Raw genomic sequence first — 26872 nt, forward strand, 5'->3', positions numbered from 1 at the left:
TATGCGGATTGCATTCTGCCTTTATAAATATTTTCCCTACGGTGGTTTGCAGCGCGACTTTCTGCGCTTTTTGCAAGAGGCCCAAAACCGCGGCTATCAATGCCGGGTTTATTGTATTAGCTGGCAAGGCGAACAGGCCGACAATATAGATTTACGCTTTGTGCCCGCTAAGGCCTGGAGTAATCATCGCCGCAATGAAAAATATGCCCGCTGGGTGCAGCAGGATTTAGTAGCAGACCCAGTGGATATAGTCTTCGGTTTTAATAAAATGCCGGGGTTGGATATTTATTATGCAGCTGATTCTTGTTATGAAGATAAGGCGAAAACAAGCCGCGGCTTTTTATATCGCTTAGGTTCGCGCTATAAACATTTTTCGCGCTATGAACAGGCGATTTTTGCTCAGGGCCAGCAGGCAGAGATCTTATTGATTTCTGAAATCGAAAAACAAAAGTTTATTGAGCATTACCATACTGAAGAGTCGCGCATGCATATGCTGCCTCCCGGTATTAGCAAAGATAGGTGTGCGCCAGCCAATGCTCAGGCTATACGCCAGCAGTTTAGGCAAGAGTTTGCAGTGGCTGAAGATGATAATATGCTGCTGTTTGTGGGTTCAGGTTTTATCAAAAAGGGTTTGGATAGAGCGATTACGGCTTTAGCGGCATTGCCCGAAGCTGTGCAAAATAAAACCCATTTATTTATTTTAGGGCAAGATAAACAAGCCCGTTTTGAACAACTGGCAAGGCAGCTAGGTGTTATGGATAGGGTTCGTTTTATGGCGGGCCGTGATGATGTGCCGCGTTTTTTATTAGCTGCAGATGTGTTGGTGCACCCGGCTTTAGACGAGGCGGCAGGCATAGTGTTGCTAGAGGCTTTAGTGGCTGGCTTGCCAGTGTTAGTAACCGATGTATGCGGTTATGCCCCTTTTATAGCCGATGCCAAGGCGGGTTGTGTGCTGGCCTCGCCTTTTAATCAACAGGCCATGAATCAACAGTTACAACAAATGCTTGATAAAGCAGCTGCTAATCAGTGGCGAGAAAATGCCATAGCCTATTCACAAACTGAAGATTTATACAGCATGCACGCTACCGGTATAGATATATTAGAGCAGACATATCAGCGCTTGCAGACTAGAGTGAGTGAATAATGGAATTGTATTTGCGCGGTGACATAGAGCAGGCCTGGGGTGATAGCGATCCATTTCAAGAAGTTGAAAAGCTGCAGGGTGATATCTATCGCAACAAAGAGGGGCGTGTCACCCTGCAAACCCAAATAAATGGCAAGAGTTTCTTTGTAAAAATTCACCGAGGCATAGGCTGGAAAGAAATATTTAAAAATCTCTTGCAGCTGCGCCTGCCAATTATAGGTGCCAGCAATGAGTTTGCCGCCGCCGAAAAGCTGGCTGCCCTAGGGGTGGATACTTTAACCACCGCAGCCTTTGGTAAAAAGGGCATAAACCCTGCCAAGCAGCACTCGTTTATTTTGACTGATGATTTAAGTAATACCATTAGCTTAGAAGATTACTGTGCTGACTGGAAAAATAACCCGCCCAGCTTTGCTCATAAAAAAGCTTTGATAGCGTTGCTAGCCAAGGTAAGCCGTATTATGCATGGCGCGGGGATTAACCACAGGGATTATTATATTTGCCATTTTTTATTAGAGAAAAACTCCCTGGCTGACTTAAGCTCGCCGCAGTGTTATCTCATAGATTTGCATCGCGCCCAGTTGCGCAAAAAAACACCACAGCGCTGGGCTATTAAGGATATTGCGGGGCTGTATTTTTCGGCTATGGATATAGGGCTAACTAAGCGTGATTGTTTGCGCTTTATTAAAATATATAGCGGGCAAGCAAGTTTAAAAAATTTGAATGTGAGCTTTTGGCGTGCTGTTAATGATAAGGCCTTGGCCCTGTATCAAAAAGATCACGGCCAGCCCTCGCCCTGTGAAAAGTGGTGGTAGCATGGTTTCTATGAGGTCTATAGTTACCGATGCAGGCGATAAAATTTATTGTGCTGACAGGCTATGGCTTAACTATTTTGTAGCTAGTGACATGAGTTTGGCTCAGCATTTGGCAGGGGCCACCTTGCTTAAAGGTGATGATAAAATCAAGGCGGTTTTGCTCGACAAACCCTCTTTGTTTATTAAGTGTTATAGCGCAATGAGTTGTTTGCAGCGTTTGCGATCAGCGCTGGGCAAGAGCCGCGCTAAACATGTTTATAGTATTAGTATGCGTTTAGCTGCTGCAGGGGTGCCAGTGGCTAAGCCTATAGCCTATGGTTACAACGGCTACTGTTGGGCAAAAGATAGTTATTTTTTATGCGAGGCTTTTGCTGGTGGCTGCCTAGATTTAAAGCAGCTGTATTATAGTCAGCGGTGGTGCGGTGTTGATGTGCGGCAGCTGCTAACAGATATTGCGAAGGCGTTGGCGGCAATGCATAAAGCTAACTTGTGCCACGGCGACCTTAAGTGGTCGAATATTATTGTGGCAGAGAATGGGCAAGATTTTTGGTTTGTCGATTTAGATGGTGCTAAGTCTAGTTGGTTTAATAAAAAAGACTCGGGCCGTGATTTGGCAAGATTTTTAGTAAATGCGAAAGAGTTTGCACTCAGTGAGGATTTACAGGGTGCATTTTTGCAGGCTTATGCTGAGCAGCGTGACTGCGAGCTTAAAATGATTAAGCAATGGTTGGCACCAGCTTATGAAAAACTGGCTGTTAGGCATCGTAGTAAGTATCAGTCAAAGATATAAATTAAATAGTTGCGTGGCTATAGCATATAGCTGGCAAGAGATAGAGAAGTAACATGAAAAGAGTTATTACTTTTGGTACTTACGATGTGTTTCACTTAGGGCACTTGCGATTATTGCAGCGAGCTGCTGAATATGGTGACTCGCTAGTGGTGGGCGTTTCTTCTGATGCATTAAATTTTAAGAAAAAAGGGCGCAACCCTGTTTATGGTCAACACGATAGAATGGATATTGTGGCAGCCTTAAAGGTTGTTGATAGCGTATTTTTAGAAGAAGACTTAGAGCTAAAGATGGAATACATCAAAGCACAAAAGGCTGATGTATTGGTGATGGGTGATGATTGGGCGGGTAAGTTCGATTTTTGCAAATCCATTTGCGAAGTGGTGTATTTGAAAAGAACTCCGTCGATATCAACCACGGCTTTGATAGAGGTCATTAAAGAAATTTAGCTTAGCTCGGCAACTAATTGTTCTATGGCTTGGCAGCGGCTGCCCTCTAAAGGCTGATGGAAAAAGCGTTTAAGCCATTGTTGTTTTTCGCTAACGTTGAGAGATGATTGCGCTAACAGGGCCTCCAATGTGGAGGCTAGTTGCGGCCAAGTTTGGGTGAGTGGGCCGGGAAACTGGTTTTCATAATCATATAGCAAGCCGCGTGCGCCTTGGTATTGTTCCATATCGAAGGCATAGCCCACAATGGGTTTGTCCAACAGCAAAAAATCTACCCACAAGCTGGAGTAATCGGTAATTAATATATCCGTATTGCGCATTACTGTGTTTAGCTCGGGGTAATGGCGATAATCCAAATCCAATACATTAGTATTATCTATAAATGGACTAAATAAACCTTGATCTCTTGGGTGGGCACGTATGCCTAATACGGCATTGTGCTGGGCTAAAATAGCTTTTAACTGGGTAATGGTTTCAGTAGTGAAGCCACAGGCTTTGCGATCATAGTCGCGAAAAGTCGGGGCATATAAAATTAACTTTTTACCATTGAGTAGGGCTTTGAGTTTGCTTTGGTCGGCGGCTAAATCCTGAGGAAGTTGCTCAGCTGGGCTGGTGAGCCAGTCGTTGCGTGGAATCCCCGTTACTTTTATACGTTGGGCATCCATTAAAAAGCATCCGGCGATGAGTGCTCTTTCAGTCATTGAAGATACGCAGAAAGCATCAATGCCTAAGCCACGTTTAAATAGCTTGGCTAAGCTGCTGCGCTTAAATTTATAGTCTAGGTTACACATGCCCTTTAAAGGGATGCCATGCCACAGGTTAATCACTTTAGGTTTAAGCATGCCATACAGGCCGCGCAATTCTTGGGTGCCGTGGGTGACAAAATAAGCATGGGTGTTGCAGCGTAGGCGAAAGTGGCCCTGCCGCCAGCTATGAGGAAACACCACGGTGATACCTGGGTATAGTTGTTGGTATTTCGCTATCTCGTCATCACGCGCATTGATTATATAGGGCGTAACGTTGGCTTGTTGGTAGGCGTAGTCCAGCATAGCACGAACGTTGCCATCTAAACCTTGATGCTCACTAAGTAGAAAGCCCCAAATTTGTTGTTTGCTGTTCGTTTTTATTACTGTTAGCGAAAGTAGTTTAGCCAGTGGTGAGAGCAGGCTGGTGATTTGCTGTATGCGTTTTTGAGTGCGCTTAGAGTACATGCGTGCGTGGCCTTAGCGAAATATGAGTTATTAGGATAGCGGGTAAATAAGTCCATTATCGACATGAGCACGGGGCAGGTTGGGTGAACCCAGCCGGTCGGGGTTTTTGGTGCTTAGCCTATGCATGGTTGTCTGGTAGACCTCCAGTGACAGGTGGCTGGCTGCTGATTGATCAAACCGCGAATAGTGTTGTAAATAACTTTGGTAAAAACGCATGCGGTCAGTACGGCTAAGGTCTATGGCGGCTAGCATACCTATTTGCACTAGGTTTTTTACAATAAGCTTATAGGGTATATGCGTATATGATTGATTGCGCTCATTGTCGATGAGATGGAAGGTGTAAGGTTGCTTGCCTAGTTCCACCAGCACATTGTTAGGCCTAAGGTCACCGTGGACTATGCCAGCAGTATGTAACTGAGCAACCAGTTTGCCCATGGCGCGCAGCAGCTCGCGTTTCCAATATAAGGCGGCGCGATTGCAGGGTGACCGAAAGTAGCTGGCTATGCAGCTGCCTACACCGATGCCGTTTACTGCCTCCGTGAGCATAAACTCGCGGCCGCCACTGAGCTTGCCCCAGGCAATGACGGCTGGAGTGTTAAAGCCTTGCTTGGGTAGTATTTTAGCCTGTGTTATAGCCCGCTGGCAGCGGCTGCCTCGTAACCAGGCCTTAGGTGTTTCCCAAATATTGCGAGGTAGAAAAGCCTTGTAAAACAGCTTGCGGTCGGCATTAACGGCCACTTTAGCATAGGGCGATGAGTCTACCCATTGCCAGCCGCTGGGCAGTGCCGTGGTGTTAAGTTGCTCTATCTCGGCTGCTAAGGTTGTGTTGCTAGGGGCTAGCCATGAAATCATGGGTTAATCTCTTGGGGGCTGGGTGTGGCAATAATACAAATCTTGTGAGGGGATTGCATGGCTATTCTGCGCTTTAAAGCTGGTTAGAGAGGGCTAATGGTTTTTGACTTGATATGATAACATGCTGTTTTTCTTGAATAATCAATCATTTTCATGCTTTTTAACTCTCATATCTTTATTTTTATATTCCTGCCCTTAGTGTGGCTGGGGTATAACTATTTTAAGTCGGCTGGCAGGCAGGAGTCAGGCATCATCTTTTTGGTGTTCAGTAGCTTGGTTTTTTATGGCTATTGGAATGCTTATTATTTGCTCTTAATTGGCTGTTCTATAGTCGCCAACTATGGCATGGGTTTATTGATAGAGCGGCCAAGCCGGTATAAGCGAGCTTGGCTAGTTCTTGGTGTTGCTGGCAACCTGCTTCTACTGGCCTATTACAAGTACTTGGGTTTTTTTGTTTTAAATTACAACTATTTTGCCGAAACGCCGGTGGCGTTAGAGTCTATTATATTACCGCTGGCAATATCCTTCTTTACATTCCAGCAGATAACTTACTTGGTCGATAGCGCTAAAGGGCTGACTAGCGAACATAGCTTCTGGCATTACTGCCTGTACGTCACTTTCTTCCCACAGCTAATAGCTGGCCCCATAGTCCATCACAAAGAAATGCTGCCACAATTTACCCGGCCGCAGCCTAGGGCAATTCAATATAGCGACTTGGCTATAGGTATCAGTATTTTTGCCATGGGTCTGTTTAAGAAGGTGATGGTCGCGGATAATCTGGCGCCTTATGCTGGCGACGTCTTTTCTCATGCTGAAGCAGGTTTGCCGCTCAGTGCTTACGATGCTTGGGTGGGGGCGCTGGCTTACACATTCCAGTTGTATTTTGATTTTTCGGGCTATGCCGATATGGCTATAGGTATAGCCAGAATGTTTTCTATTAGGCTGCCGCTAAATTTCAACTCACCCTATAAGGCCAATAGTATTATCGATTTTTGGCGGCGCTGGCATATGACGTTGTCGCGGTTTTTGCGGGACTACCTTTATATTCCCCTAGGTGGCTCACGCAAGGGTAAGTTTAGGCGATTAATCAATCTATTTGTCACTATGTTGCTGGGAGGTTTGTGGCACGGAGCTGGTTGGACGTTTGTAGCGTGGGGTTGTTTGCATGGTGTTTACTTAGTGATAAACCATGGTTGGCGCAGTTTTATTTCGACTAATGATATGGCAGGTAAAGGGAGTTCAGAAAACAGAGTTCAGCAATGGTTGCTGGCAGCGCTATCGAGAGTGCTAACCATACTGGCTATAGTGATTGCTTGGGTATTTTTTAGAGCAGTAGATATCAGCTCAGCGGTAGATATAGTTACGGCCATGTTGGGATTTACAGATGATACGAGTGAAATTTTCAAGGTTTCAAAATCACTGCCAGCAATTGTGTTGCTATTTCTATGGGTTTGGCTATTTCCCAATGTTCAAGAAGTAATGAAAAAGTACCGCCCGGCTTATGACTTCGAGTCGAAAAAGTTTGAATCTAGCGTGGTTATGGTTTTATGGCGGCCAACACTAAAATGGTTTTTTGTGGTAATGCCTATGTTGGTTGTTGCAGTGCTAAATCTTACCCAGTTGAGTGAATTTATCTACTTTCAATTTTGATTATGTTTAAACAGTATTTTTTGACATTGCTGGCAGTTGTTGTTTTTGTGGTATTGGCTACAGCTGGCTTTTGTTGGGCGGTTGACCCATATGGCTTGTATGGGGCGTATACGAACGAAGGTAGCTTTAAAAAGCCAGAAGTTAATAATCAAATTCGTTTACATAAGCGGGCACAGTTACAGCGTAATCAATATGATGCGTTGATATTGGGTAATTCGCGCGCTTTTCGGGCTTATGATCCGGAGCATGAGTTTTTTGAGGGGTATAGGTCATATAACCTTGCGTTAAGTGGCGCTCACATTAATGAAGTTTATCATTCCTTGATATATGCAAGCAGGTATTCCGATATTAAAAAGGTGCTTTTGGTTTTGGATTATAGCCTGCAAAAAGATATCGAGGCTTCAGATTATATTCCTTCGGCAAAAACGTTTAAAAGCTCAGGTTTTGAATTTGGAGATGTTGCTTCTGATTTTCGTGACACATTACTATCTGTGGCGGCTTTAAAAGATAGCGGGAAAATATTTCTGTCTAAAGATGGGGCGGATAGAGACAGGGTTACCGAAAAAGGATTTTATAAAATAAAAAGGGAAAATTATTTTGAAAAGGAGTTCAGGCGATTAGAGCTGGGATATTTAGAAAAATTAGTTAAAAGCAATGTGGCTAGTCAGTTGTTAGCAAATCATAAATTGTATAAAGAAAAATATCATGAGTTATTGGCATTCTTATATGAAAATAAAATTGATACCACAATTATAATTTCACCATTGCACGCTAGATTTTTGCAGGTCTATCACGAAGCGGGTTTATGGCCAGATTTTGAAGCTTGGAAAACCTTGTTAGTCAAAGAGAACGCATTGCTTGCCAATACATACGGTATGAAACCATACCCCTTATATGACGCCGCTGTATATAACGCTATGAATGAAGAATTAATTAGGAAAGATGTGGCTGCACGGTGGTATTTTGAGTCCTCACATGCCAAGCCTGAGTATGGGGCATCATTGTTGAATGAAGTAATGTCTGCGAGGGGAGGTGACTTTGCTGTGAGATTAGATGCCGGAGATTTAGAGACGCATCTAAGATCACAGAAGGAGAAGTGGCGGCACTATCTGGAAAGAGCCGGTGAGCAGATTTTGCATATAAACCGTGCGGGCGCGAGATTGATTAATAAATAGGCGGAAAATAAGAGGGGGTCGCTGAAATACGCTGGAGATAATGTGCTAATATGCGGCCTCAAATTAAGGATTGGCTGGTTGGTTAAGATAGCCCAGCCTGTATGGATAACAGGGCATTAGAGGCGAGAGTGCATCCATATCTCAATATGGCTACGTGGTATATATGTCAAATAATAAACAAAGTAAGGTTGTGCTACAGATACTGAAATCGGTAGATAGCAGTATTAGTTCGGTGGCGTACTCAATATCGAGCTCAGTTCAGAACGCCGGTTTAAAGTCGCATGCACTGTTGCTAAGAGGAGAAGATGAAAGCGCCCTTAAAAGAAAATTTGATCGAGTAGATAGCCTCGATTTAGATGTGGAGCACTGGGAGGGCTTTAGGGTAAAGCTATTTATCAAGCTCTTAAAATATATGAGGCGAGCACGGCCTGATGTGGTACTGGTACATCGTTACAAAGAGTTTGCTTTACTGGCTATTATCTCAAAGATAATAAAAGGGCCTAAAGTTGTAGCCGTTTTTCATGGTGAGCGTGGATTCGCGTCATGGTTTAGGCGTCTTTCTTGTTCGTTGTATATGGATGAGAGTTGCTATTTAGTGGCTGTGTCGGGCAGTGTTAAGCGATATTTATTAAGTAGTATTCCAGGTCTACATCCATCAAAAGTTCAGGTTATTCACAATGGTATTGACTTTAAAAAAATTGAGTCCTCTTTGCTGGGTCGAGAGGAGGCTAGGGCTGCCGTTGGTGTTAAGGCTAGCGATGTGGTTTATGGTTCCATTGGTCGCTTAGTTAAGGCTAAGGGGACTGATGTGTTAGTAAAGGCTTTTAGTGAAATTGCTACCTTAAATCCGAAAGCCGTTTTGGTCTTGATGGGCGATGGCGCAGAAAAAGAAAAAATAGAGGATCTGTGTAGGTCGCTGGGAGTGCGCGAACAGGTAAAAATTTTAGGGAATGTTGAGTCTGCAAGCTGCTATTTAAAAGCATTTGATTTTTTTGTTTTTCCCTCATTGCGAGAAGGGTTTGGCTTGGCGCTGGTTGAGGCCATGGCTGCAAAAGTGCCAGTTATATTTTCAGACTTGGATATTTTTAGGGCGCTAGCAATTGATCATAAATATATGGTTGAGGCCAATAATGTAACCGACTTGGCACATAAGATGGAGGAAGTGGCTTGTGATGAAGAGTTGGTGCGGAAAGCTATTGTTGAAAAGCAGTATGTCTATGCCCTGGAGCACTTTTCTATAGAAAGAGCTGTTTTTTCATATCAAAAGTACCTGGTTGAGAATTTGTTGTGACAAAAGTAAATTTAACTAACGGGCTGGCCATTTTTGTATTGCTAGGGCTGGCATTATCTTTTGCTTACCCGGCTTTTTTAATTGAAAGTGGTTCTCCTAAAGCTATTTATTACGTAATGGTGATACTGCCTGGGTTGATATTACTGTGTTTAGATGGTGCTGTTTTTGCAGAAAGCCTCAAAAGTAACCGCGGCATGCAACTGGTTTTTATAATGTTGGCTTATTGGTGTATGACGCTGTTATGGGGTAGTGAGGGAGTAGCTGGCTCGCAATTTAGACGAATGCTTGCAGTGCTGATTTATCTGTGTGTGGTATGGCATGTATTCACCCATTATCCGCAGTTTATTACACGTTTTTATTTTTTGCTTTTTGTCTTGTTTGCGGTGGGTGTGTTTTGGAGTTTGGGGACATTTCCTTCAGTAAAAATCTTGCTTGGCGGCCATAGGCTGGGCAACAAGGCAGGCTTTGGTCAGGCTATACATGCTGCGCATTATTACGGAGTGTTTTTTTCTTTGGCGTTAGGGTTTTTGTTGTTTTCTAAGCATCGAGTGTTGCTTATTCTCTCCGGTGCTGTATGTGGATTGGCTTTGCTGGCGATTATATTAACAAAGTCCAGAGGGAGTTATTTAGCTGTGGCTGTGGCCGTAATTTTTGCTGCAGGCCTGTATGTCAGGCACTATAAAAAATATATCTTGGCGGCTGGGCTATGTGTCGTACTAGCGCTCTTGGCTTTGGCTATCTATCACTACTATCCTGCGTTTATTTTGAGCCGTGGAAGCTCCCACCGCTATGAGATTTGGGCGGAGGCTTGGCATATGATACAGGGTAACTTCTGGCTGGGTATTGGTTTGGGGGAGAGGCCAGGGATTACAGCTCGCGGTTTTGCTCATGCACATAATTTGTACCTGAATATATGGCTAACGACGGGTGTCTTTGGGCTATTGCTCTTCCTTTTGGCTGTGGGGTGGGTAGTAGCTAGAGCGATTAGGAGGCCTTTAAATAAAGTGGCTGGATGCTTAACTGCGATGGTCTTTTTCTTAGCTGCTATGATGACGGATTCGCAGCAATTGATAAATTCGCCTAATGAGGCTTGGTTATGCTTTTGGTTTTGTTTTGCCTGTTTAGCTGGGTGCAATGCTGTTAATGCGGCCCCTGTTCTGGCTAAGTAGTGGGTGGTCGGTAGAAATGGGTGTCTATACAGTGTTCAGGCCTAGTATAAATGCTGTAAACTCCCCCGCCATAAAAGTTTAACGAATAATATGGAAGAAACACTATGCAAGCTTCACGTTTAGTAGATAACCAATCTCAGGATGAAGTGGATCTATTTGCGCTGGCGGCAGCGCTATGGGCTAGAAAAGGCCTGGTTATTGCCGTTATGTTGGCAGTTGTAGGTTTAGCGGCTCTGTATTTAACTTATGCGCCAAAAGTGTATGAGGCCAAGGTCTACTTAAGTGAGGTGCAGCCCGCAGATATAGCGATACTAAACGCTGCAGATAGGTATATGTCGCAGCCTGCGGCAGTAACTAAAGAGCTAGCTTTTGCTTTATTGCAAAAAAACCTTAACTCTATAGCCATGGCAACCGCCTATTTTAAGCAGGATATGGAAGGTGTGTATAGGCAGGGAGGGGATAAACGGTCTGTTGCTGAGTTGGTTAGGGGGGGGTTTTTGAAGTCCTTGGGTGTAACCAAACCAGATAAGGGTAGCGAATATTTGGCGGTAACCTACCAATACATGGATCCTAGATATACCGCTAAATGGCTCAACGGCTATATTAGCTATGTTGATAATAAGACTAGGCATGAGTTACTCAAGGCAGCTATCGACAACAAAGTGCTAGCCATCAATGAGTATAAAAAGCAGGTTGCTTCGCTGCGGTCGGTATATGAAAAAAGGCTGCAGGATAGAATTGTTCTCTTAGAGGAAGCATATAGTATTGCGAAGCAGTTGGGGTTTGAAAAACCAGTATCTAGCAATGCCGGCAATAAAATCCTTATCAGCAATCTTGATGAAAGTTTACTTTATATGAGAGGGAGTGAAGTGTTGCGGGCTGAGCTGGACGCTCTAAAGTCACGCACCCAAAGAGACTCCTTTATTCCTGATATTCGTTTTATCCAAGAGAAGATTACTTATCTAGAATCGTTAACGTTCAATGTTAATGAGATAAAGGTTGTAAATATTGATGGCTGGGCGGTTGAGCCAGAAAGTAGTGTAAAGCCTAAAAAGGCTTTAGTGCTAGTGTTAGCGGGTATGCTGGGTGGTCTGCTGGGCGTTTTTGTTGTGTTAATTCAATGGGCTATTGATAATCGTAAGTATGGCGAGTAAATCAGTATAAGAGTGCAAATATAACATGTGATGTTTGGCATGTGGTTACTGCAATAGAGCGTTTCTTGGAGTTGTTTTTTAGGATTGATAAGCATTGATGCTTCTAGATGTCCATACAGATATTTGGCAAATACACTAAGTATAATCATTTTTAAGTTTGGTCGAGCTTTGTCGCTGAATCGGCTTGCGCTGAGTATGTTTATCTTAGTGGGGGTGTTGGCGGGGAGCTATGCTTTGATTTCTAGGCGGAGTTTAACAAGATGGAAAGCATGGGGCTTGATCTGTGCTAGCTGTTATTTAAGTGTAAAAGATAAGGTGAAAAAGTGATAGGGAATAATGATGCTAGCATAGCAGTTATTGGTCTTGGATATGTTGGTCTGCCATTGGCTGTGGAGTTTGGGAAGAAGCGGCCTGTCATAGGTTTTGATATAAATAAAGACAGAGTTGAAGAGCTTGAATCTGGTCAAGATAGCACGGATGAAGTTACGTCAAGGGAGTTAAAGGAAGCGGCTTATTTAACTTTCTCATCAAATTTTGACGATTTAAAAGAGGCCACTACTTATATTGTTACTGTGCCAACGCCTGTTGATAGCCACAACCGGCCTGATTTAACACCGCTAATTAAAGCAAGTGAAATGTTGGGAGGGGTGATATCCAAAGGTGATATTGTTATTTATGAGTCTACTGTATATCCGGGGGCGACAGAAGAGGATTGTATTCCGGTAATAGAACGTGTATCTGGGCTTGTGTTTAACCAAGATTTTTATGCGGGGTATTCTCCAGAGCGTATTAACCCTGGAGATAAAGAGAGAAGATTGCCGGATATCAAAAAGGTTACTTCAGGTTCGACAGCGGCTGTAGCTGATATTGTAGATGACCTGTATCGCTCTATTATAGTGGCGGGAACGCACAAGGCTGAGTCGATAAAAGTAGCTGAGGCTGCAAAAATTATTGAGAATGTGCAGCGCGACGTCAATATTGCACTGGTTAATGAGTTGTACCAAATATTTGAGCGTATGGGTGTTGATACTAATCAAGTAATCGAAGCTGCGGCTACAAAATGGAATTTTATGAAGCTGAAACCTGGCCTGGTGGGTGGGCATTGTATAGGAGTAGATCCCTATTATTTGCTGCATAAGTCTCAGTCATGTGGTTATATACCGGATTTAATGCGTTCAGCTAGAGAAATCAATAACAACATGGTTGATGCACTAGTTAGTAGTTTTCTGAAATCTATTATTCAAAAAGAGATAAATCCTGTTGGTTTAAGAGTTCTTTTGTTGGGTTTTGCTTTTAAGGAGGATTGTCCCGACTTGAGAAACACAAAAGTTGTTGATTTATATAATGCGCTTAGGGGAATGGGGTTTGTCGTTTCAATATATGACCCTGTTGTTAATGCGGCAGAAGCAATGCGGGAATATGGTGTGCTAGTCAAAGATAAGCCCGAGAGCGCTGATGTTGGCTTTTTAGCGGTTCCTCATAAAGGGATTTTGGATAGGCTTAGAGCAAATGAAATAAGCTTTGATAAGAAATATTGCTTTGATTTTAGGGGCGCGTTAAAAGCGTAGTGGCTAAAAGTTAAATAATAGAGAGATAGTATGAAAAATTTTGCACTAATTGGCGCGGCTGGCTATATAGCGCCACGACATATGATGGCTATAAAAGAAACGGGAAACAACTTAGTTGCCGCCTTAGATAAAAATGACTCAGTAGGTGTTATTGATAGTTATTTCCCTGATGCAGACTTCTTTACTGAATATGAGCGTTTTGATAGGCATATTGACCTTCTGAGACGCAAGGGCACCAAAATTGATTACGTAAGCATAGCCTCGCCTAATTACTTACATGACTCTCATATTCGTTTTGCTCTACGTAATAATGCCCATGCTATATGTGAAAAGCCGCTTGTATTAAACCCGCATAATATAGATGCATTAAAGGTTGTTCAAGAAGAGACCGGCATGCAAGTATATAACATTTTACAGTTACGCCTGCATCAGAGCATTATTGACCTTAAGGCTTATGTTACTGAAGAGCTTATTAAAAATCCTGATAAAATTTTTGATGTTGATCTTACATATCTTACTAGTCGTGGACATTGGTATTTTACCTCATGGAAAGGCGATGATGATAAGTCAGGTGGTATAGCAACTAATATAGGTGTTCATTTTTACGATATGCTGGGCTGGGTTTTTGGTGATATCCAAAAAAATGAAGTGCATTTAAAGCGTGAGGATGTGAATGCGGGGTACCTCGAGTTTAAATACGCGAGAGTGCGCTGGTTTTTGTCTGTAAATTATGACTATATTCCTGAAGTGATAAAAGTGTCAGGGCAAAGAACATACCGTTCAATTACCGTTGATGGTGAGGAAATTGAATTTTCAGGTGGGTTTACTGATTTACATACCAAAAGCTACGAGCACGTACTTAATGGCGGTGGGTTCGGCTTAGAAGAGGCGCGTAAGAGTATTGAAATAGTAAGTAATATTCGTAAGCAAGATGTGATTGCTAACTCGTCAGATGCGCACCCTTTTGTAGACAAAGTGATATCTTAATAAGGGTGTCTCATGATTGAATATTATAAACATGAAAGCGCTATTATCGATGATGGTGCGCAGATAGGGGCGGGTTCGCGTATTTGGCACTTCTCTCATATTTGTGGCGAGGCTGTCATTGGTTGCAATGTTTCATTGGGCCAAAATGTATTTATTGGCAATAAAGTTACTATTGGTGATAAATGCAAAATCCAAAATAATGTATCAGTTTATGATGATGTTTATTTAGAGGACGAGGTGTTTTGCGGTCCAAGTATGGTGTTTACTAATGTTTATAATCCTCGTTCGGGTGTTGAGCGTAAATCCGAATACATGTCTACGATAGTTAAACGAGGTGCAACATTGGGAGCAAATTGTACGATAGTTTGTGGAGTAACTATTGGGGAGTATGCATTTGTTGGTGCAGGCGCGGTTGTGAATAAAGACGTTCCTGCCTATGCGATGATTGTGGGGGTTCCGGGAAAGCAAATTGGCTGGATGAGCGAATATGGTGAGAAGCTAGATTTGCCACTAACTGGTGGCGCTGAGGCGGTCTGTCCTAACACGCAGCAAAAGTACATCTTAAAGAACGATATAGTGGAAAAGGTTTGTTGATAATGCAATTCATTGATTTGGCTTCTCAGTACCAGCATTTAAAGGCGCGTATTGATATGCGTATTCAGAATGTACTCGATCATGGGCAGTATATTATGGGGCCAGAAGTTCAAGAGCTGGAGGAGGCGTTAGCAGAGTATGTGGGGGTGAAGCATGCTATTACTTGCGCTAATGGAACTGATGCATTGACGCTCTCTATGATGGCTTTAGAAATAAAAGAGGGTGATGCGGTTTTCTGCCCCACGTTTACTTTTTTTGCTACAGCAGAAACTATTGCTTTTCAGCGGGCAACACCAATATTTGTGGATTCTGATGAGTCGACATTTAACATATGCCCGAAGGATTTAGAGCGGTGTATTAAACAAACAATTGCGGAGGGGAAGTTGAGCCCTAAAGCTATAGTTGCTGTTGATCTATTTGGCCTCCCGGCGAACTACCCTGAATTAGAAAAGCTTGCTAAGAAATACGATTTAAAATTAATTGAAGATGCCGCGCAGGGCTTTGGTGGCTCGATTAATGGTAAAAGGGCGGGTAGTTTTGGCGACATAGCTACAACCAGTTTTTTTCCTGCTAAGCCTCTGGGGTGTTATGGCGATGGAGGGGCGATATTTACTGATAATGATGAGTATGCGGAGCTGATTCGATCATATCGTGTTCATGGTAAAGGGAGCGACAAATACGATAATGTTCGAGTTGGTATGAATAGTAGGCTGGATACTATTCAAGCAGCTATTTTATTGGAAAAGCTCGCCGAGTTTCCTCGGGAACTTACTTGTCGTGATCGAGCTGCCGCAGAATATGAAAAAGAGCTAAGTGGTAGTTATAAAACGCCTCAAGTTCCGAAGGGTTATACTAGTTCTTGGGCGCAATATACATTGGTCGATGAAAATCGTGATGCGATTATGCGGGAGTATAAGAATAAAGGCATACCCACGGCTATTTATTATGGGACTTGTATGCATCAACAGACAGTGTTCAAGGCGCTTAGTTTTCGTAAAGACAATTGTCCTGTAGCGGAGAGGCTGGCCAAACAAGTATTTAGCTTGCCTATGCATGCCTATTTGTAAAGTTGAGTGTGTATGAAAGTCTTGATCATTGCGCCTATTCATTCCCCGATTGTTCAAAAGTTGGTCGCGGCCTTAAAAAATGCCGGAATTGACGTTTTAGCAGCCTCTCATAATGCAAAAGATATTGATGGCGTGATCGATCTCGGAGAGATTAATTCAATTTTTTCTTATTTCAACTTTTTTAAAATAAGAAAAATTATTAAATCTTACAATCCTGATGTTGTCCATGCGCATGTGTTAAACCATTACGGCTTGATGGGGGCTGTTCATTCTAGGCCATTAGTTGTTGCGTTATGGGGGTCTGATGTGATGCTGGCTCCTTATGGCGGGTCTATCCTGAGAAAGTTTTTTTATAGAGCCATAAACTACATTGTCTTGAAAAGGGCGACTAGGATACATACCTCAGGCTCTCATGTTGCTGCTGAAGCTTTAAAACAGTGCAGATTTTCGAAAGGAAAGATGGAAGTTTTTTATTGGGGGTTTCCTTTAACTAAGCCTTCGGATAGTGAGCTTAAGCGTATTGGTAAAAAACTCTCTCGAGAATTTATGCTAGAGGGTGATGGATATATAGTTTTTCCACGAGGCGTGGGCGAGGTCTATAATCCTACCGGCGTGGCTAAAATTATAAATAAACTTCATTCTGAAAATATAAAAAATAAAATAATTGTTCTTAAGGGCTTTTCCGATAATTTAAGTGTAGAACGTTTCTCTAAGCTGGTTGACATGTCAAAAATAATATTTGTTAATCGGCTGCTTACCCAAGATGAACTGTATTACATTTACAGCAAGGCAACTATTCATGTGTCAATTCCTAAATCAGACAGCCTAGGCGGAGGGGTTATTGAGCCAGCGCTATTGGGAAGTTATCCTATTTTGAGTGACTTGCCTTCTTACCGAGAATATGCGAGATCAAATGGGGGCTGTGTATTAACGAATATTTCAGATGATGCGTTGAATAGCCTAGTTACAAAGATCAAAGGTGGGGAGTTGGCTGGCTCGGATGAAGATAACTCTCAAGTTGATTATAGCGTGCAGTCAATAGTTAAGAGCTTTGAAGTGCTTTATCTCAGAGCATTAAATGACAGTAAAAAGCATGAATATTAATAATGTGCTGTTATTTTCTATAGGGCCTCTAGGGTCGGCTGTATTAAGTTTAATAACACTGCCAATAGCAACGTGGTTTTTTTTACCTGAGGATATTGGTCGGCTGGCAATGTTACAGGTCATAATGAGCTTTTCTGTTTTAATGTGTGGCTTGGGGCTAGATCAGGCGTACGTGAGAGAGTTTTATGAAGTTGAAGAAAATAAAAGGGCTTCGCTTTTAAAAACAGTATCGCTTCCAGGGCTGTTTATTATAGTTGGCCTGTTGGCTGGCTCGTTTATTAGCCCCTGGTCAATTTCTAAAATGTTGTTTGGCGTTAATGCCGGGAGTTTAACATTTTTTTTATTGATCGCTATATTTTGCGCGTTCAATATTCGATTTTTGAGCCTTGTTTTACGTATGAATGAGCGAGGGTTGGCTTTTTCTATAAGCCAAATTTTACCTAAGGTTGTATTTTTACTATTTTTAGGTGTTTATATTTTATTTGAGTTTGAAAGCACGTTTAAGCTTTTAGTTATTGCGCAAACTATTTCTGTTTTGTGTGTGTTTCTGCTTTTTTCTTTTAATGCAAGGCGGCAGTTATGTTTGGCGCTACGTGCTGACTTTGATTATAAAAAACTTAAAATGATTTTGGTGTATTCTATTCCTTTGATGGGAGGGGGGGTTTCCTTCTGGGGGTTAACAGCTACAGATAAGTTTTTTTTGAGAGCTTTTTCCTCATTTGAAGAGCTGGGGGTTTATTCTGTTTCCATGAGCTTTGCTGGTGTAGGCCTGATCTTGCAGGCTATATTTTCAACCATATGGGCGCCTACAGTTTATAAATGGAGTGCCGAGAAATGTAGCACCAATAAAGTTAAAAAAGTTATTGATAGTATGGTTGTGATTGTGGTCTTGCTTTGGGCGGGGGTTGGTGTGTTTTCATGGATGGTGCCTTTATTCTTGCCTCAAAGCTTTCAAAGTGTACAGAGTATTTTACTTGTAGCAATTGCTTATCCATTGCTTTATACGTTGTCTGAGGCTACTTCTGTTGGCATTGGTGTAAAGAGAAAGTCAGTGTACTCATTGATTGCAACAGTAGTTGCGTTGGTCGTGAATGTCATAGGGAATTATTTTCTTGTTCCTAGGCATGGGGCGGCGGGCGCAGGTGTGGCTTCAGCCTTGGCGTTTTTTGTTTTTTTTGTTGTAAAAACTGAAGTTTCAGTTCGTATATGGCTTGAATTTGAAAGATTTAAAATGTATTTGTTTATTGTTTTGTTGTTGGTGCTTTCTGTCCTTATAAATATATTGTTCTTTAGTTCAAAGGAGGTTGTTATTGTTTTTTTGGTTTTCTTTGTTGCCGCGATATGCAGTTATAAAAGGCAGTTGTTGGTGTTTTGTTCGTTGTTAAAAGACAATATGCCTAGTGCTTTAAAGGGGCGGAGGGATGGGTGATGTGATGATGGTGCGCAAAGACAGCGTTAAAAAGTCAGGGGTTTTTTTTGCTTTAGTAATGATTTTGGCATTATTTACATTCTTCAAAGAAGTATACGCTACAAATAATTTTTTACCTACGCTGAGCTTTGTGTTGCTGCTAGAGATAATGGTGTTTAACTTTTTTTTAAACGATGATGATGTTTTTTCCCCGTTATCTATTTTTTCAATTATGTATTCTGGTTATGCCATTGGTGGGTATTATTATGCGGGCTCGGAAGATTATTTTGGGAAGTTTCTTGAGTTTATAAATATTTCTCGCGAAGAAACGGTATGGTTAATGGAGTGTGGGTTGTTATATTCTATTATTTCGTACTTTTTTTTCGGATGTGGATATGTTCTTTTCAAGAAAAAGATTGTGTTTTTTGATCAAAGTTCAGGGCGATCTTTTTGGTTGTTTTTCTCTCGGTATTATCATTACTTGGCATTCCCCTTTCTTTTTATCGGCGTTGTTTATTGGTATTGGGTTGCCATTGTTACAGCTGGAGGGTTGATTGATATGTTGATTTACTTTCAGGCTTTCAGGCATTTAGTGGCTGATGCGCAGGTTAGTGTGCTTCCATATCATTTCTACTATAGTGGTATTTATATTTGGCTGTTAGGTTTAGTTGTTAGTGGAAAAAAAATCAGCCTTTACTTTGTGGTATTTAGCATTCTTGGTTTAGTGATAAACTTATCTCAAGGGAGAATAACTCTTGCGATTACTTTTCTATTGTCGCAGCTTTTCTTCCTTGCATTGTTGGAGGTGAAGAATAGAAGAAAAGTTTTTGTAAGCTTTGTCGGGCTAATGGCACTAGCATTTGGCGTATACTTTTTGCGAATGCTGAGTAATAGTGTGTTTATTGGTAGCGAAGTAGATGTATTCAGTAAAAGCATACTCGAGACAATTGTTGGCGGGGGGAATGTTGCTGACCTGCAACAGCTCGTGATTATATTTCATACTTTCGAGTTAAGTAACTCTTTGTTAGGGGCTACTTATATTGATTGGTTTCGCAATAGTATAGGTGTGTTTTTTGGTTCTTCCCCTTCTTCTGTTGGTCTAACAATTAAAGAGCTATATGTTCCTGAAAGTTCAGGGGCGCCAACTCCTGGTGCCATTGGAGAGGCATACGCTAATTTTAATTTTGGCGCCCCGCTATTTATTTTTTTTATTGGGGTAGCTTTTTCTTTGATTTACAGATATGTAATGTCTAAGGGCGGAGTGTTTTTGTTGCTTGTCTATTCAGTGTTTTTAGCGCGTTTTATATTTATATACCCTAAGGTTGATTCTACAATGATGGTTAATTTTTTATGGGGAGTAACCCCATTTGTTATGGGTGTTATTCTATTGCGCATATTTCACGAAATTTTAGCGAACTGCCAAAATGAAAAATAATAATATTGTTCATCTTACTTCGGTCCATCCTCGTTACGATAGTAGGATATTTATAAAAATGTGTCAGTCGCTAGCCCAGAATGGCTATTTGGTTTCATTGATTGTGGCAGACGGAAAAGGTGGAGAAGTTAAGTCCAAGGTTAAAATAGTAGATGTTGGAGAAGAAAAAAATCGTTTTTTACGTATAACATCAACAGTATTTAAAGTGTTTAAAAAGGCGAAAGAGCTAGATGCGGATATTTATCATCTGCATGATCCAGAATTAATGCCTGTCGCTTTATTGTTAAAGTTGTTAAAGAAGAAAGTTGTTTTCGATATCCATGAAGACTTGCCAAGGCAGGTATTAAGAAAATACTGGCTTCCGTATATGCTTCGCAAGCCAATTTCATTAATAGTTGAATCGCTAGAGTTTGTGACAGCTAAATTTGTTGATGCCATAGTGACTGTAACTCCCTCTATTGCAAAGCGCTTTCCTTTTTCTCGAGTGATTGAGGTGAGAAATTATGCATTATTATCAGAGTTTAAAGATAATAGTGCAGAAAATAACAGTTTAAAAAATAAGAAGCTTGTTACCTATATTGGAGGAATATCGAAAGATCGAGGTATTGCCGTTATGGTAAATGCAATTGATATTGTTGATGAGAAGTTAACATTAGGAGGGAGATTTCAAGGAACTAACTTACAGGAAGAGATAGAAGTTCTTGAGGGATGGAGAAATGTTGATTTTTTAGGGTGGCAGACGAGAAGTCAAATCTCCAAACTTTTAAGTAATTCGCTGGTGGGTCTTGTTGTGTTGCAGCCAACAGGGGATTACGAGGATGCCCTTCCTGTAAAAATGTTTGAATATATGGCCTCAGGTGCTGCTGTGATTGCGTCGAATTTCCCTCTTTGGAGAGAGATTATAAATGAGGTGCAATGTGGTCTCTGTGTGGACCCAACATCGCCGGTGGAGGTGGCTGGCGCTATTAATAGCTTGTTAGATAAACCTGAAATGGCTATAGGAATGGGGCTTCGTGGTAGACGGGCGGTATTGGATAGGTACAATTGGAATACGGAGTTAAGTAAGTTGCTTGCTTTATACGAAGACTTGCTTTTTTACGATGAAAATAAGTGAGAGATATTGTGTTTTCGTAAGTTTTCCAGGTAGTGTTTTTTGCAAGGGTATGCCAACTAATTTAACCGGTTATTGAAGGTAAGTGCTAATGAATTTGTATTATGATTTGTTGGCTTGCGGTGATTGAAATTGATTAAGAAGAAAACTGTATGGTATATATCTAAGTATGCCAATATTGAGAGATTTGGTTCAGATACTAGGCACGCTAGCTTTTGCAAGGAGTTTTCCAGAAATGAATTAGATGTGAGGCTTATCACATCTAATTCATCGCACCTTTTTGAAACGTTACCTACTTTTAAAGGATGTTATTATGAGCATAAAGATAAAGGTGTGGATGTGGTTTGGGTAAATACTATTCGCTATCGTAAGACCAATGGTGTTAAGCGAATTGTCAGCTGGATTTGGTTCGAGTTGTTAGTGATTATTTTTCCAATGGTTAAGAAATGCAAAAGGCCAGACGTTGTAATAGCCTCGTCTCTCTCTCTCTTTTCAGTGCTGTCGGGAAGTTTTTTTAAGTTCTTTTATAAGTCAAAGTTTATTTTTGAAATTAGAGATATTTGGCCTCAGAGCTTGATTGATCTAAAAGGGCTGTCGGTTAACAGCCCTATAGCTTTATTGTTAGGGGGCATTGAGAGATTTGGCTATAAATATGCAGATGTGATTGTTGGTACAATGCCGGGTCTGCATTTGCATGTTAAAGAGAAAATAGGAGACAGTAGTAAAGTACATTTTATACCTCAGGGGGTTAGCCTTGATTGGTACAGGGATAGGCAAGAAAGCGTTTCTCTGGAGTATATAGATAAATATATTCCAAAAAATAAATTCATCGTAACCTATGCAGGTACATTTGGTGTGGCTAACGCCTTAAATTATATTGTTGACGCTGCTAGAATGTTGAGTCATGAAAGCACAAATATTCATTTTTTATTAGTGGGAGCAGGATCTGAAGAAGCAAAGCTTAAAGAGCAGGTTTTAGCCTCTAATATTAAGAATATTACATTTGCTCCTCGGGTGGGAAAAAACCAAGTGCAGTCTATCTTAGAGGAGTCAGATGTATTATTGGCTTCCGTTAGGGATGAAAAAGTTTACAGATTTGGGTTGTCATTAAATAAGTTTATAGACTATATGTATGCCAAAAAGCCAATAATATGTCTGTTTTCTGGCTATCCATCAATGATTAATGAGGCAGGGTGTGGTGAATTTATACCGTCGGAAGATGCCGAGGCATTAGTTGATAAATTGTTAGAGTATGAGTCCTATAGTAAAGATGATCTAAGTAAACTGGGTCAAAATGGCTATGATTTTTTGGTGAATAATAGGAGCTTTAACGTCTTGGCTAAGCAGTATATGGGTTTGTTCTGATGATGAAACGGTTGTTTGATTTTATCGTTTCTGGTTTGGGCCTGATTATTCTTTTTCCCGTTATAATATTAGTCGGCTATAAAGTAGCTAAAAATATTGGGAGACCGGTTTTTTTTTATCAATATCGGCCTGGCTTGAATGGAGTGATATTTAAAATGACTAAGTTCCGAAGTATGCGAGACACCGTTGATAGTAATGGTAATATATTGCCTGACTCAGAGCGTTTGACGCCATTTGGTGAGCAGTTGCGTAGTTCAAGCATGGATGAGCTGCCTGGTTTATGGAATGTTTTGAAAGGTGATATGAGTCTTGTAGGCCCCCGCCCATTATTAGTTGAATATTTACCTTTGTATTCGAAAGAGCAAGCCAGGCGCCATACTGTACGCCCAGGCATTACGGGCTGGGCACAAGTTAATGGACGAAATGCGATTAGTTGGGAGGATAAATTTAAGCTAGATGTTTGGTATGTCGATAATCGAAGTTTTTGGCTGGATTTGAAAATACTATTTCTGACAGTTAAAAAGGTGTTTGTTAAAGAAGGGATTTCCGCTGATGGCGAGGTAACTATGCATAAGTTTACAGGAAATAATGAGTAATAAGTTAGCAGTCATAGGGGCTGGTGGTCACGGTAAGGTTGTAGCGGAAGTTGCGATTTTGGGTGGTTTCTGGGATGAGGTTGTTTTTTTCGATGACGCATACCCAAAAGTGAGTGGCGGTCGGTGGCCGGTTGTAGGTTCTAGTGAGAGGCTATTTGAACAGCTAGAAGCTTTCGATGGGGTTATTGTTGCTATTGGTAATAATCAGCTGCGGTTAAATAAAACCATGCAGTTATTGAGTGCTGGCGGCAAGGTTGTTTCGGTTGTTCATCCTTCGGCAGTGGTCAGTCCGTATGCCCAAATAGATTTGGGTACTGTTGTATTTCCAGGCGCTATCATTAATGCCGATGCTGTTATTGGTCTGGCATGCATTATTAATACCGCAGCAGTCATCGAACATGATTGCCTGCTTCATGAAGGCGTGCATATAAGTCCCCATGCAACTTTATCAGGTCAAACGGTTGTTGGCGCACGAAGCTGGTTGGGGGCTGCGTCTGTTACTAAGGAGCTGGTAACCGTTGGCAGTGATGTTATTGTAGGTGCGGGGGCTGTGGTTGTTAAGTCTTTGCCTAGTGGGGTGACTGCTGTTGGCAATCCTGCACGTGTTTTGGTTAACCGTTAATTGTGATTCATACAGGAATAATCGTGTCTAAAGTTTTTTTATCACCATGGCCGTCTTTCTCTCAAGAAGAGTCTGATGCCGTTTCACGTGTTTTGTTATCTAATAAAGTAAATTATTGGACGGGCCAAGAAGGCCGCCAATTTGAAAAAGAGTTTGCGGATTTTTCTGATTCAGAATATGCCATTGCTGTGGCAAATGGAACAGTGGCCTTAGATTTGGCGTTGTATGGCTTGGGGGTTTCTAGCGGCGATGAAGTTATTGTTACTTCACGCACGTTTCTGGCATCAGCTAGTGCTGTTGTTACATGCGGTGCGACTCCTGTTTTTGCTGATGTGGATATAAATAGTCAGAATATTACAGCTGATTCTATTCGTGAGGTGATGACCAATAAAACCAAAGCTATTATTTGTGTTCATTTGGCAGGGTTGCCTTGTGAGATGGACGAGATAATGGCGTTGGCTAAAGAAAATGGCGTGTTTGTGATTGAAGATTGTGCTCAGGCGCACGGTGCTATGTATAAAGGACGCTCGGTGGGATCTATAGGCGATGTTGGGGCATGGTCTTTTTGCCAGGATAAAATTATGACTACCGGCGGTGAAGGCGGAATGGTTACAACCAATAATAAGGCTTTATGGGAGAAAATGTGGGCTTATAAAGACCATGGCAAGTCCTTCGATGCGGTCTACAATTATAACCACCCCCCGGGTTTTAGATGGTTGCATGAGAGTTTTGGCACTAACTGGCGTTTAACTGAAATGCAGTCTGTTATTGGTCGCATTCAAATTAAGCATATGCCCATGTGGAGTCGAAAAAGACAAGAAAATGCGAAGGCTATTAATCGTGTTTGTGAACAGTTTTCAGTCATAAGAGTTCCCTCTGTGCCAAGTCATGTTGTACACGCCTGTTATAAACATTATGTTTTTGTCAGGCCGGAATATTTGGCCGAAGGCTGGAGTCGTGATCGTATAGTTGATGAAGTGAATGCGCGAGGAGTGCCTTGTTTTCAGGGGACGTGTTCAGAAATTTATCTGGAAAAAGCTTTCGATAATTCAGGGTTTCGGCCTGATATACGTTTGCCAAATGCCAAAGAGCTGGGAGAGACCAGCTTAATGTTTTTAGTGCACCCTACGCTGCTAGAAGAAGAGGTCAGAGACGCTTGCGAAGTAATTGGTGAAGTGTTGGCACTAGCTTCTTCATCGTAGATGCTCAGAATATTATTAGAGTGCTATGTGTGCCAATAGTTGGTGATAAGGTGTTATAGCCATAAACGAACGAAATATTTTTGTTGATATGGAATGTCAAAGAGTGTCATAAATGCTTAAAAAACTAGTCGATATATCTAGGCCTCAAAAACGTGTTATATCTGTACTCACCGATATGTTCTGCATCCCCTTAGCATTATGGGGCAGCATCAGCATTCGTTTGGAGACGCTATATCGGATAGATAATCCCTTAGTTGTCTATAGTTTGGCAATTACCACTATTGCTACCCTGGCAGTTTTTGTACGTCTAGGTCTTTACCGAGCTGTTATTCGCTATCTCTCTAACCATGCACTTATTACAATCGTTTCAGGCGTATCTATTTCGGCTCTTATATTTTCGGCCTCTAGCTTCTTATTAAAAGCCCCTATTCCTCGTTCTGCCCCGTTTATTTATTGGGGGCTAGCGCTTATTTTTGTGGGGGGCTCTCGTATGCTGGTGCGCGACTATGTACGTCGCTTGCAAAAACTACAAAAAGAAAAAGTGATTATCTACGGTGCTGGGACTTCGGGTTTGCAGTTGGCCAATGCCTTATTTCAGGGGCAGGATTACCAGCCCGTTGCCTATGTGGATAGCAATCAGGCTTTGCAGGGCAGTGTTTTGCAAGGGTTGCGTGTTTATAAGCCTAGCAAGCTTGAACGTTTAATTAGAAAGCATGGTGTGACTAAGTTGCTGCTGGCGATGGGGCATGCCACCCGTGCTGAGCGGGCAGAGATATTACGCTCGATAGAGCCTCTGGCTATACAAGTTCAAACCATACCGGATATGGCTGATGTAGTCAGTGGTAGAGCTAAAATTGAAGAAATTAAAGATATAGAGTTAGAGGACTTGCTTGGCCGTGACCCCATTGCACCGAATAATGAATTATTAGATGCCATTATTAAAGGCAAGGTGGTGATGGTGACTGGCGCTGGTGGATCTATAGGCTCTGAGCTATGCCGGCAAATTATCGAGCACGAGCCCAAGGTGCTACTGTTATTTGAGCTGTCAGAATTTAATCTATACGCCATTCATAATGAGCTAACTAATATAATTAGCGATAAGGCGTTAGCGGTAGAGATTAAGCCTATTGTCGGCTCGGTGCAACGTGATCACCGTTTGCAGGTGATTATGAGCAGCTTTGGTGTGCAAACGGTCTACCATGCTGCAGCTTATAAACATGTTCCCTTGGTCGAGCATAATGTTGTTGAAGGTGTACGCAACAATGTCTTTGGCACCTGGTATGCGGCCGAAGCGGCTGTTAAAGCTAAGGTAGAGACTTTTGTGTTGATATCCACTGATAAAGCAGTGCGTCCCACCAATGTGATGGGGGCTAGCAAGCGCATGGCGGAGTTGGTACTGCAGGGTATGGCCGAGCGTCAATCCGTGACACGTTTTTCCATGGTGAGGTTTGGCAATGTGTTGGGCTCATCGGGCTCGGTGGTGCCTTTATTTAGAGAGCAAATCAAAAACCACGGCCCGGTAACGGTAACGCATAAGGATATTATTCGCTATTTTATGACTATCCCTGAGGCTGCTCAGTTAGTGTTGCAAGCAGGGACCATGGGTAAAGGTGGAGATGTTTTTGTACTGGACATGGGGGAGCAGGTTAAAATTGCCGACCTTGCTAAAAAAATGATCCGCCTTATGGGCTTAGAGGTGCGCAGCGAAAAGAACCCCGATGGTGATATAGAGATTGTGTATACCGGCCTGCGCCCTGGTGAAAAACTGTTTGAAGAGTTATTGATAGGCGACAATCCGCAAGGTACCGAGCATCCGAGAATTATGAAGGCGCAAGAGCGATCGTTACCTTGGTCCGAGGTAGAACTGATCCTCGATCAGCTAGATCATTGTTGCCATGATTTTGATTGTGAAAAAGTACGTGCCATTTTAGAGGCGGCTCCGCTGGGTTTTGCGCCCAATAATGCTATAGACGATCTGGTTTGGAACCAAAAAAAACCTGTTACTGCGTCTAAGATAGCCGCGGTGACAGATATTGATTTGGCTCGTAAATAACAGAGTTACTTTTGCTTGCGCCCCGATAGTAGAGGCTGCCATTCCCTCTCATATATTGAGGCCAACGTA

General features: G+C 42.0%; 24 protein-coding genes and 1 pseudogene. 23 read left to right on the forward strand and 2 right to left on the reverse strand.

Features of this window, described 5'->3' with window-relative positions; all coding sequences use genetic code 11:
* Nucleotide 1 precedes the first annotated feature (1 nt).
* Genes NO559_RS04970 through NO559_RS04985 form a run of 4 tightly spaced genes read left to right on the forward strand, consistent with a single transcriptional unit; the run spans nt 2 to nt 3192 of the window.
* Nucleotides 2-1144, forward strand: a complete 1143-nt coding sequence (locus tag NO559_RS04970; RefSeq protein ID WP_258330693.1) for a glycosyltransferase family 4 protein — start codon at nt 2-4, stop codon at nt 1142-1144.
* Nucleotides 1144-1956, forward strand: a complete 813-nt coding sequence (gene rfaP, locus NO559_RS04975; protein WP_258330694.1) for a lipopolysaccharide core heptose(I) kinase RfaP — start codon at nt 1144-1146, stop codon at nt 1954-1956. The genes NO559_RS04970 and rfaP overlap by 1 nt, the downstream gene beginning before the upstream one ends.
* Nucleotides 1957-1966: 10 nt before the next feature.
* Complete coding sequence (locus tag NO559_RS04980) at nt 1967-2746, forward strand: lipopolysaccharide kinase InaA family protein (RefSeq protein ID WP_258330695.1); 780 nt, start codon at nt 1967-1969, stop codon at nt 2744-2746.
* A 53-nt stretch (nt 2747-2799) separates the two neighbouring features.
* Nucleotides 2800-3192, forward strand: coding sequence for an adenylyltransferase/cytidyltransferase family protein (locus NO559_RS04985; RefSeq protein WP_258330696.1), 393 nt, complete (start codon nt 2800-2802; stop codon nt 3190-3192).
* On the opposite strand, the gene NO559_RS04990 is transcribed toward NO559_RS04985, so the two are convergent.
* Together NO559_RS04990 and NO559_RS04995 are read right to left on the reverse strand one after the other, a co-directional pair.
* Nucleotides 3189-4400 (reverse strand): CDP-glycerol glycerophosphotransferase family protein, encoded by a 1212-nt coding sequence (locus NO559_RS04990; RefSeq protein WP_258330697.1) that lies wholly within the window; start codon nt 4398-4400, stop codon nt 3189-3191. The two genes, NO559_RS04985 and NO559_RS04990, sit on opposite strands and share 4 nt — an antisense overlap.
* A 30-nt stretch (nt 4401-4430) precedes the next feature.
* Nucleotides 4431-5252 (reverse strand): lipopolysaccharide kinase InaA family protein, encoded by an 822-nt coding sequence (locus tag NO559_RS04995; protein ID WP_258330698.1) that lies wholly within the window; start codon nt 5250-5252, stop codon nt 4431-4433.
* A gap of 153 nt (nt 5253-5405) precedes the next feature.
* Here NO559_RS04995 and NO559_RS05000 point away from each other — a divergent pair, with 153 nt between their 5' ends.
* From NO559_RS05000 to NO559_RS05085, 19 genes and pseudogenes are all read left to right on the forward strand, one after another.
* On the forward strand, nt 5406-6902 hold the full coding sequence (locus NO559_RS05000; RefSeq protein WP_258330699.1) for an MBOAT family protein: 1497 nt from the start codon (nt 5406-5408) through the stop codon (nt 6900-6902).
* A 2-nt stretch (nt 6903-6904) separates the two neighbouring features.
* The gene (locus NO559_RS05005; RefSeq protein WP_258330700.1) at nt 6905-8077 is read left to right on the forward strand and encodes a hypothetical protein; all 1173 of its coding nucleotides are present in this window, start codon (nt 6905-6907) and stop codon (nt 8075-8077) included.
* 163 nt (nt 8078-8240) lie between these two features.
* Nucleotides 8241-9368 (forward strand): glycosyltransferase, encoded by a 1128-nt coding sequence (locus NO559_RS05010; protein WP_258330701.1) that lies wholly within the window; start codon nt 8241-8243, stop codon nt 9366-9368.
* The gene (locus NO559_RS05015; RefSeq protein WP_258330702.1) at nt 9365-10537 is read left to right on the forward strand and encodes an O-antigen ligase; all 1173 of its coding nucleotides are present in this window, start codon (nt 9365-9367) and stop codon (nt 10535-10537) included. The genes NO559_RS05010 and NO559_RS05015 overlap by 4 nt, the downstream gene beginning before the upstream one ends.
* A gap of 104 nt (nt 10538-10641) precedes the next feature.
* Nucleotides 10642-10842, forward strand: a pseudogene (locus NO559_RS17020) (Wzz/FepE/Etk N-terminal domain-containing protein); the annotation flags it as partial.
* A gap of 27 nt (nt 10843-10869) precedes the next feature.
* On the forward strand, nt 10870-11691 hold the full coding sequence (locus tag NO559_RS05020; RefSeq protein ID WP_328505079.1) for a GNVR domain-containing protein: 822 nt from the start codon (nt 10870-10872) through the stop codon (nt 11689-11691).
* A gap of 323 nt (nt 11692-12014) precedes the next feature.
* Nucleotides 12015-13259, forward strand: a complete 1245-nt coding sequence (locus tag NO559_RS05025) for a nucleotide sugar dehydrogenase (RefSeq protein ID WP_258330704.1) — start codon at nt 12015-12017, stop codon at nt 13257-13259.
* A 30-nt stretch (nt 13260-13289) separates the two neighbouring features.
* The gene (locus NO559_RS05030) at nt 13290-14246 is read left to right on the forward strand and encodes a Gfo/Idh/MocA family protein (RefSeq protein WP_258330705.1); all 957 of its coding nucleotides are present in this window, start codon (nt 13290-13292) and stop codon (nt 14244-14246) included.
* Between the two features lie 12 nt (nt 14247-14258).
* The gene (locus tag NO559_RS05035) at nt 14259-14840 is read left to right on the forward strand and encodes an acyltransferase (protein WP_309149058.1); all 582 of its coding nucleotides are present in this window, start codon (nt 14259-14261) and stop codon (nt 14838-14840) included.
* Nucleotides 14841-14842: 2 nt separating this feature from the next.
* The gene (locus tag NO559_RS05040; protein WP_258330706.1) at nt 14843-15907 is read left to right on the forward strand and encodes a DegT/DnrJ/EryC1/StrS aminotransferase family protein; all 1065 of its coding nucleotides are present in this window, start codon (nt 14843-14845) and stop codon (nt 15905-15907) included.
* 12 nt (nt 15908-15919) lie between these two features.
* On the forward strand, nt 15920-17011 hold the full coding sequence (locus NO559_RS05045) for a glycosyltransferase (protein WP_258330707.1): 1092 nt from the start codon (nt 15920-15922) through the stop codon (nt 17009-17011).
* Nucleotides 16986-18440, forward strand: coding sequence for a lipopolysaccharide biosynthesis protein (locus tag NO559_RS05050; protein ID WP_258330708.1), 1455 nt, complete (start codon nt 16986-16988; stop codon nt 18438-18440). Before NO559_RS05045 ends, NO559_RS05050 begins: the two co-directional genes overlap by 26 nt.
* Entirely contained in the window at nt 18433-19854 is a 1422-nt protein-coding gene (locus NO559_RS05055) for an O-antigen polymerase (RefSeq protein WP_258330709.1), read from the forward strand. Before NO559_RS05050 ends, NO559_RS05055 begins: the two co-directional genes overlap by 8 nt.
* Entirely contained in the window at nt 19844-20968 is a 1125-nt protein-coding gene (locus tag NO559_RS05060; RefSeq protein WP_258330710.1) for a glycosyltransferase family 4 protein, read from the forward strand. The genes NO559_RS05055 and NO559_RS05060 overlap by 11 nt, the downstream gene beginning before the upstream one ends.
* A 123-nt stretch (nt 20969-21091) precedes the next feature.
* The gene (locus tag NO559_RS05065) at nt 21092-22330 is read left to right on the forward strand and encodes a glycosyltransferase family 4 protein (RefSeq protein WP_258330711.1); all 1239 of its coding nucleotides are present in this window, start codon (nt 21092-21094) and stop codon (nt 22328-22330) included.
* Nucleotides 22330-22926 (forward strand): sugar transferase, encoded by a 597-nt coding sequence (locus NO559_RS05070; RefSeq protein WP_258330712.1) that lies wholly within the window; start codon nt 22330-22332, stop codon nt 22924-22926. The genes NO559_RS05065 and NO559_RS05070 overlap by 1 nt, the downstream gene beginning before the upstream one ends.
* A complete protein-coding gene (locus tag NO559_RS05075) occupies nt 22919-23548 on the forward strand; it encodes an acetyltransferase (protein ID WP_258330713.1) in 630 nt (209 codons plus the stop codon). Before NO559_RS05070 ends, NO559_RS05075 begins: the two co-directional genes overlap by 8 nt.
* Before the next feature lie 23 nt (nt 23549-23571).
* Nucleotides 23572-24750, forward strand: coding sequence for a DegT/DnrJ/EryC1/StrS aminotransferase family protein (locus NO559_RS05080; RefSeq protein ID WP_258330714.1), 1179 nt, complete (start codon nt 23572-23574; stop codon nt 24748-24750).
* A gap of 112 nt (nt 24751-24862) precedes the next feature.
* The gene (locus tag NO559_RS05085) at nt 24863-26803 is read left to right on the forward strand and encodes a nucleoside-diphosphate sugar epimerase/dehydratase (protein ID WP_258330715.1); all 1941 of its coding nucleotides are present in this window, start codon (nt 24863-24865) and stop codon (nt 26801-26803) included.
* Nucleotides 26804-26872: the final 69 nt, after the last annotated feature.

It is taken from the genome of Dasania sp. GY-MA-18, assembly GCF_024734385.1.
Taxonomy (GTDB): domain Bacteria; phylum Pseudomonadota; class Gammaproteobacteria; order Pseudomonadales; family Dasaniaceae; genus Dasania; species Dasania phycosphaerae.

Excerpts from the sequence above, each read along its gene's own strand:
- NO559_RS05005 (WP_258330700.1), top strand. The coding sequence starts at position 6,905 with ATGTTTAAACAGTATTTTTTGACATTGCTGGCAGTTGTTGTTTTTGTG.
- NO559_RS05040 (WP_258330706.1), top strand. The coding sequence starts at position 14,843 with ATGCAATTCATTGATTTGGCTTCTCAGTACCAGCATTTAAAGGCGCGT.
- NO559_RS05020 (WP_328505079.1), top strand. The coding sequence starts at position 10,870 with ATGTCGCAGCCTGCGGCAGTAACTAAAGAGCTAGCTTTTGCTTTATTG.
- NO559_RS05085 (WP_258330715.1), top strand. The coding sequence starts at position 24,863 with ATGCTTAAAAAACTAGTCGATATATCTAGGCCTCAAAAACGTGTTATA.
- NO559_RS04970 (WP_258330693.1), top strand. The coding sequence starts at position 2 with ATGCGGATTGCATTCTGCCTTTATAAATATTTTCCCTACGGTGGTTTG.
- NO559_RS05045 (WP_258330707.1), top strand. The coding sequence starts at position 15,920 with ATGAAAGTCTTGATCATTGCGCCTATTCATTCCCCGATTGTTCAAAAG.
- NO559_RS05000 (WP_258330699.1), top strand. The coding sequence starts at position 5,406 with ATGCTTTTTAACTCTCATATCTTTATTTTTATATTCCTGCCCTTAGTG.
- NO559_RS04980 (WP_258330695.1), top strand. The coding sequence starts at position 1,967 with ATGAGGTCTATAGTTACCGATGCAGGCGATAAAATTTATTGTGCTGAC.
- NO559_RS05050 (WP_258330708.1), top strand. The coding sequence starts at position 16,986 with ATGACAGTAAAAAGCATGAATATTAATAATGTGCTGTTATTTTCTATA.
- NO559_RS04985 (WP_258330696.1), top strand. The coding sequence starts at position 2,800 with ATGAAAAGAGTTATTACTTTTGGTACTTACGATGTGTTTCACTTAGGG.
- NO559_RS04990 (WP_258330697.1), bottom strand. The coding sequence starts at position 4,400 with ATGTACTCTAAGCGCACTCAAAAACGCATACAGCAAATCACCAGCCTG.
- NO559_RS05060 (WP_258330710.1), top strand. The coding sequence starts at position 19,844 with ATGAAAAATAATAATATTGTTCATCTTACTTCGGTCCATCCTCGTTAC.
- NO559_RS05030 (WP_258330705.1), top strand. The coding sequence starts at position 13,290 with ATGAAAAATTTTGCACTAATTGGCGCGGCTGGCTATATAGCGCCACGA.
- rfaP (WP_258330694.1), top strand. The coding sequence starts at position 1,144 with ATGGAATTGTATTTGCGCGGTGACATAGAGCAGGCCTGGGGTGATAGC.
- NO559_RS05055 (WP_258330709.1), top strand. The coding sequence starts at position 18,433 with ATGGGTGATGTGATGATGGTGCGCAAAGACAGCGTTAAAAAGTCAGGG.
- NO559_RS04995 (WP_258330698.1), bottom strand. The coding sequence starts at position 5,252 with ATGATTTCATGGCTAGCCCCTAGCAACACAACCTTAGCAGCCGAGATA.
- NO559_RS05070 (WP_258330712.1), top strand. The coding sequence starts at position 22,330 with ATGATGAAACGGTTGTTTGATTTTATCGTTTCTGGTTTGGGCCTGATT.
- NO559_RS05010 (WP_258330701.1), top strand. The coding sequence starts at position 8,241 with ATGTCAAATAATAAACAAAGTAAGGTTGTGCTACAGATACTGAAATCG.
- NO559_RS05035 (WP_309149058.1), top strand. The coding sequence starts at position 14,259 with ATGATTGAATATTATAAACATGAAAGCGCTATTATCGATGATGGTGCG.
- NO559_RS05075 (WP_258330713.1), top strand. The coding sequence starts at position 22,919 with ATGAGTAATAAGTTAGCAGTCATAGGGGCTGGTGGTCACGGTAAGGTT.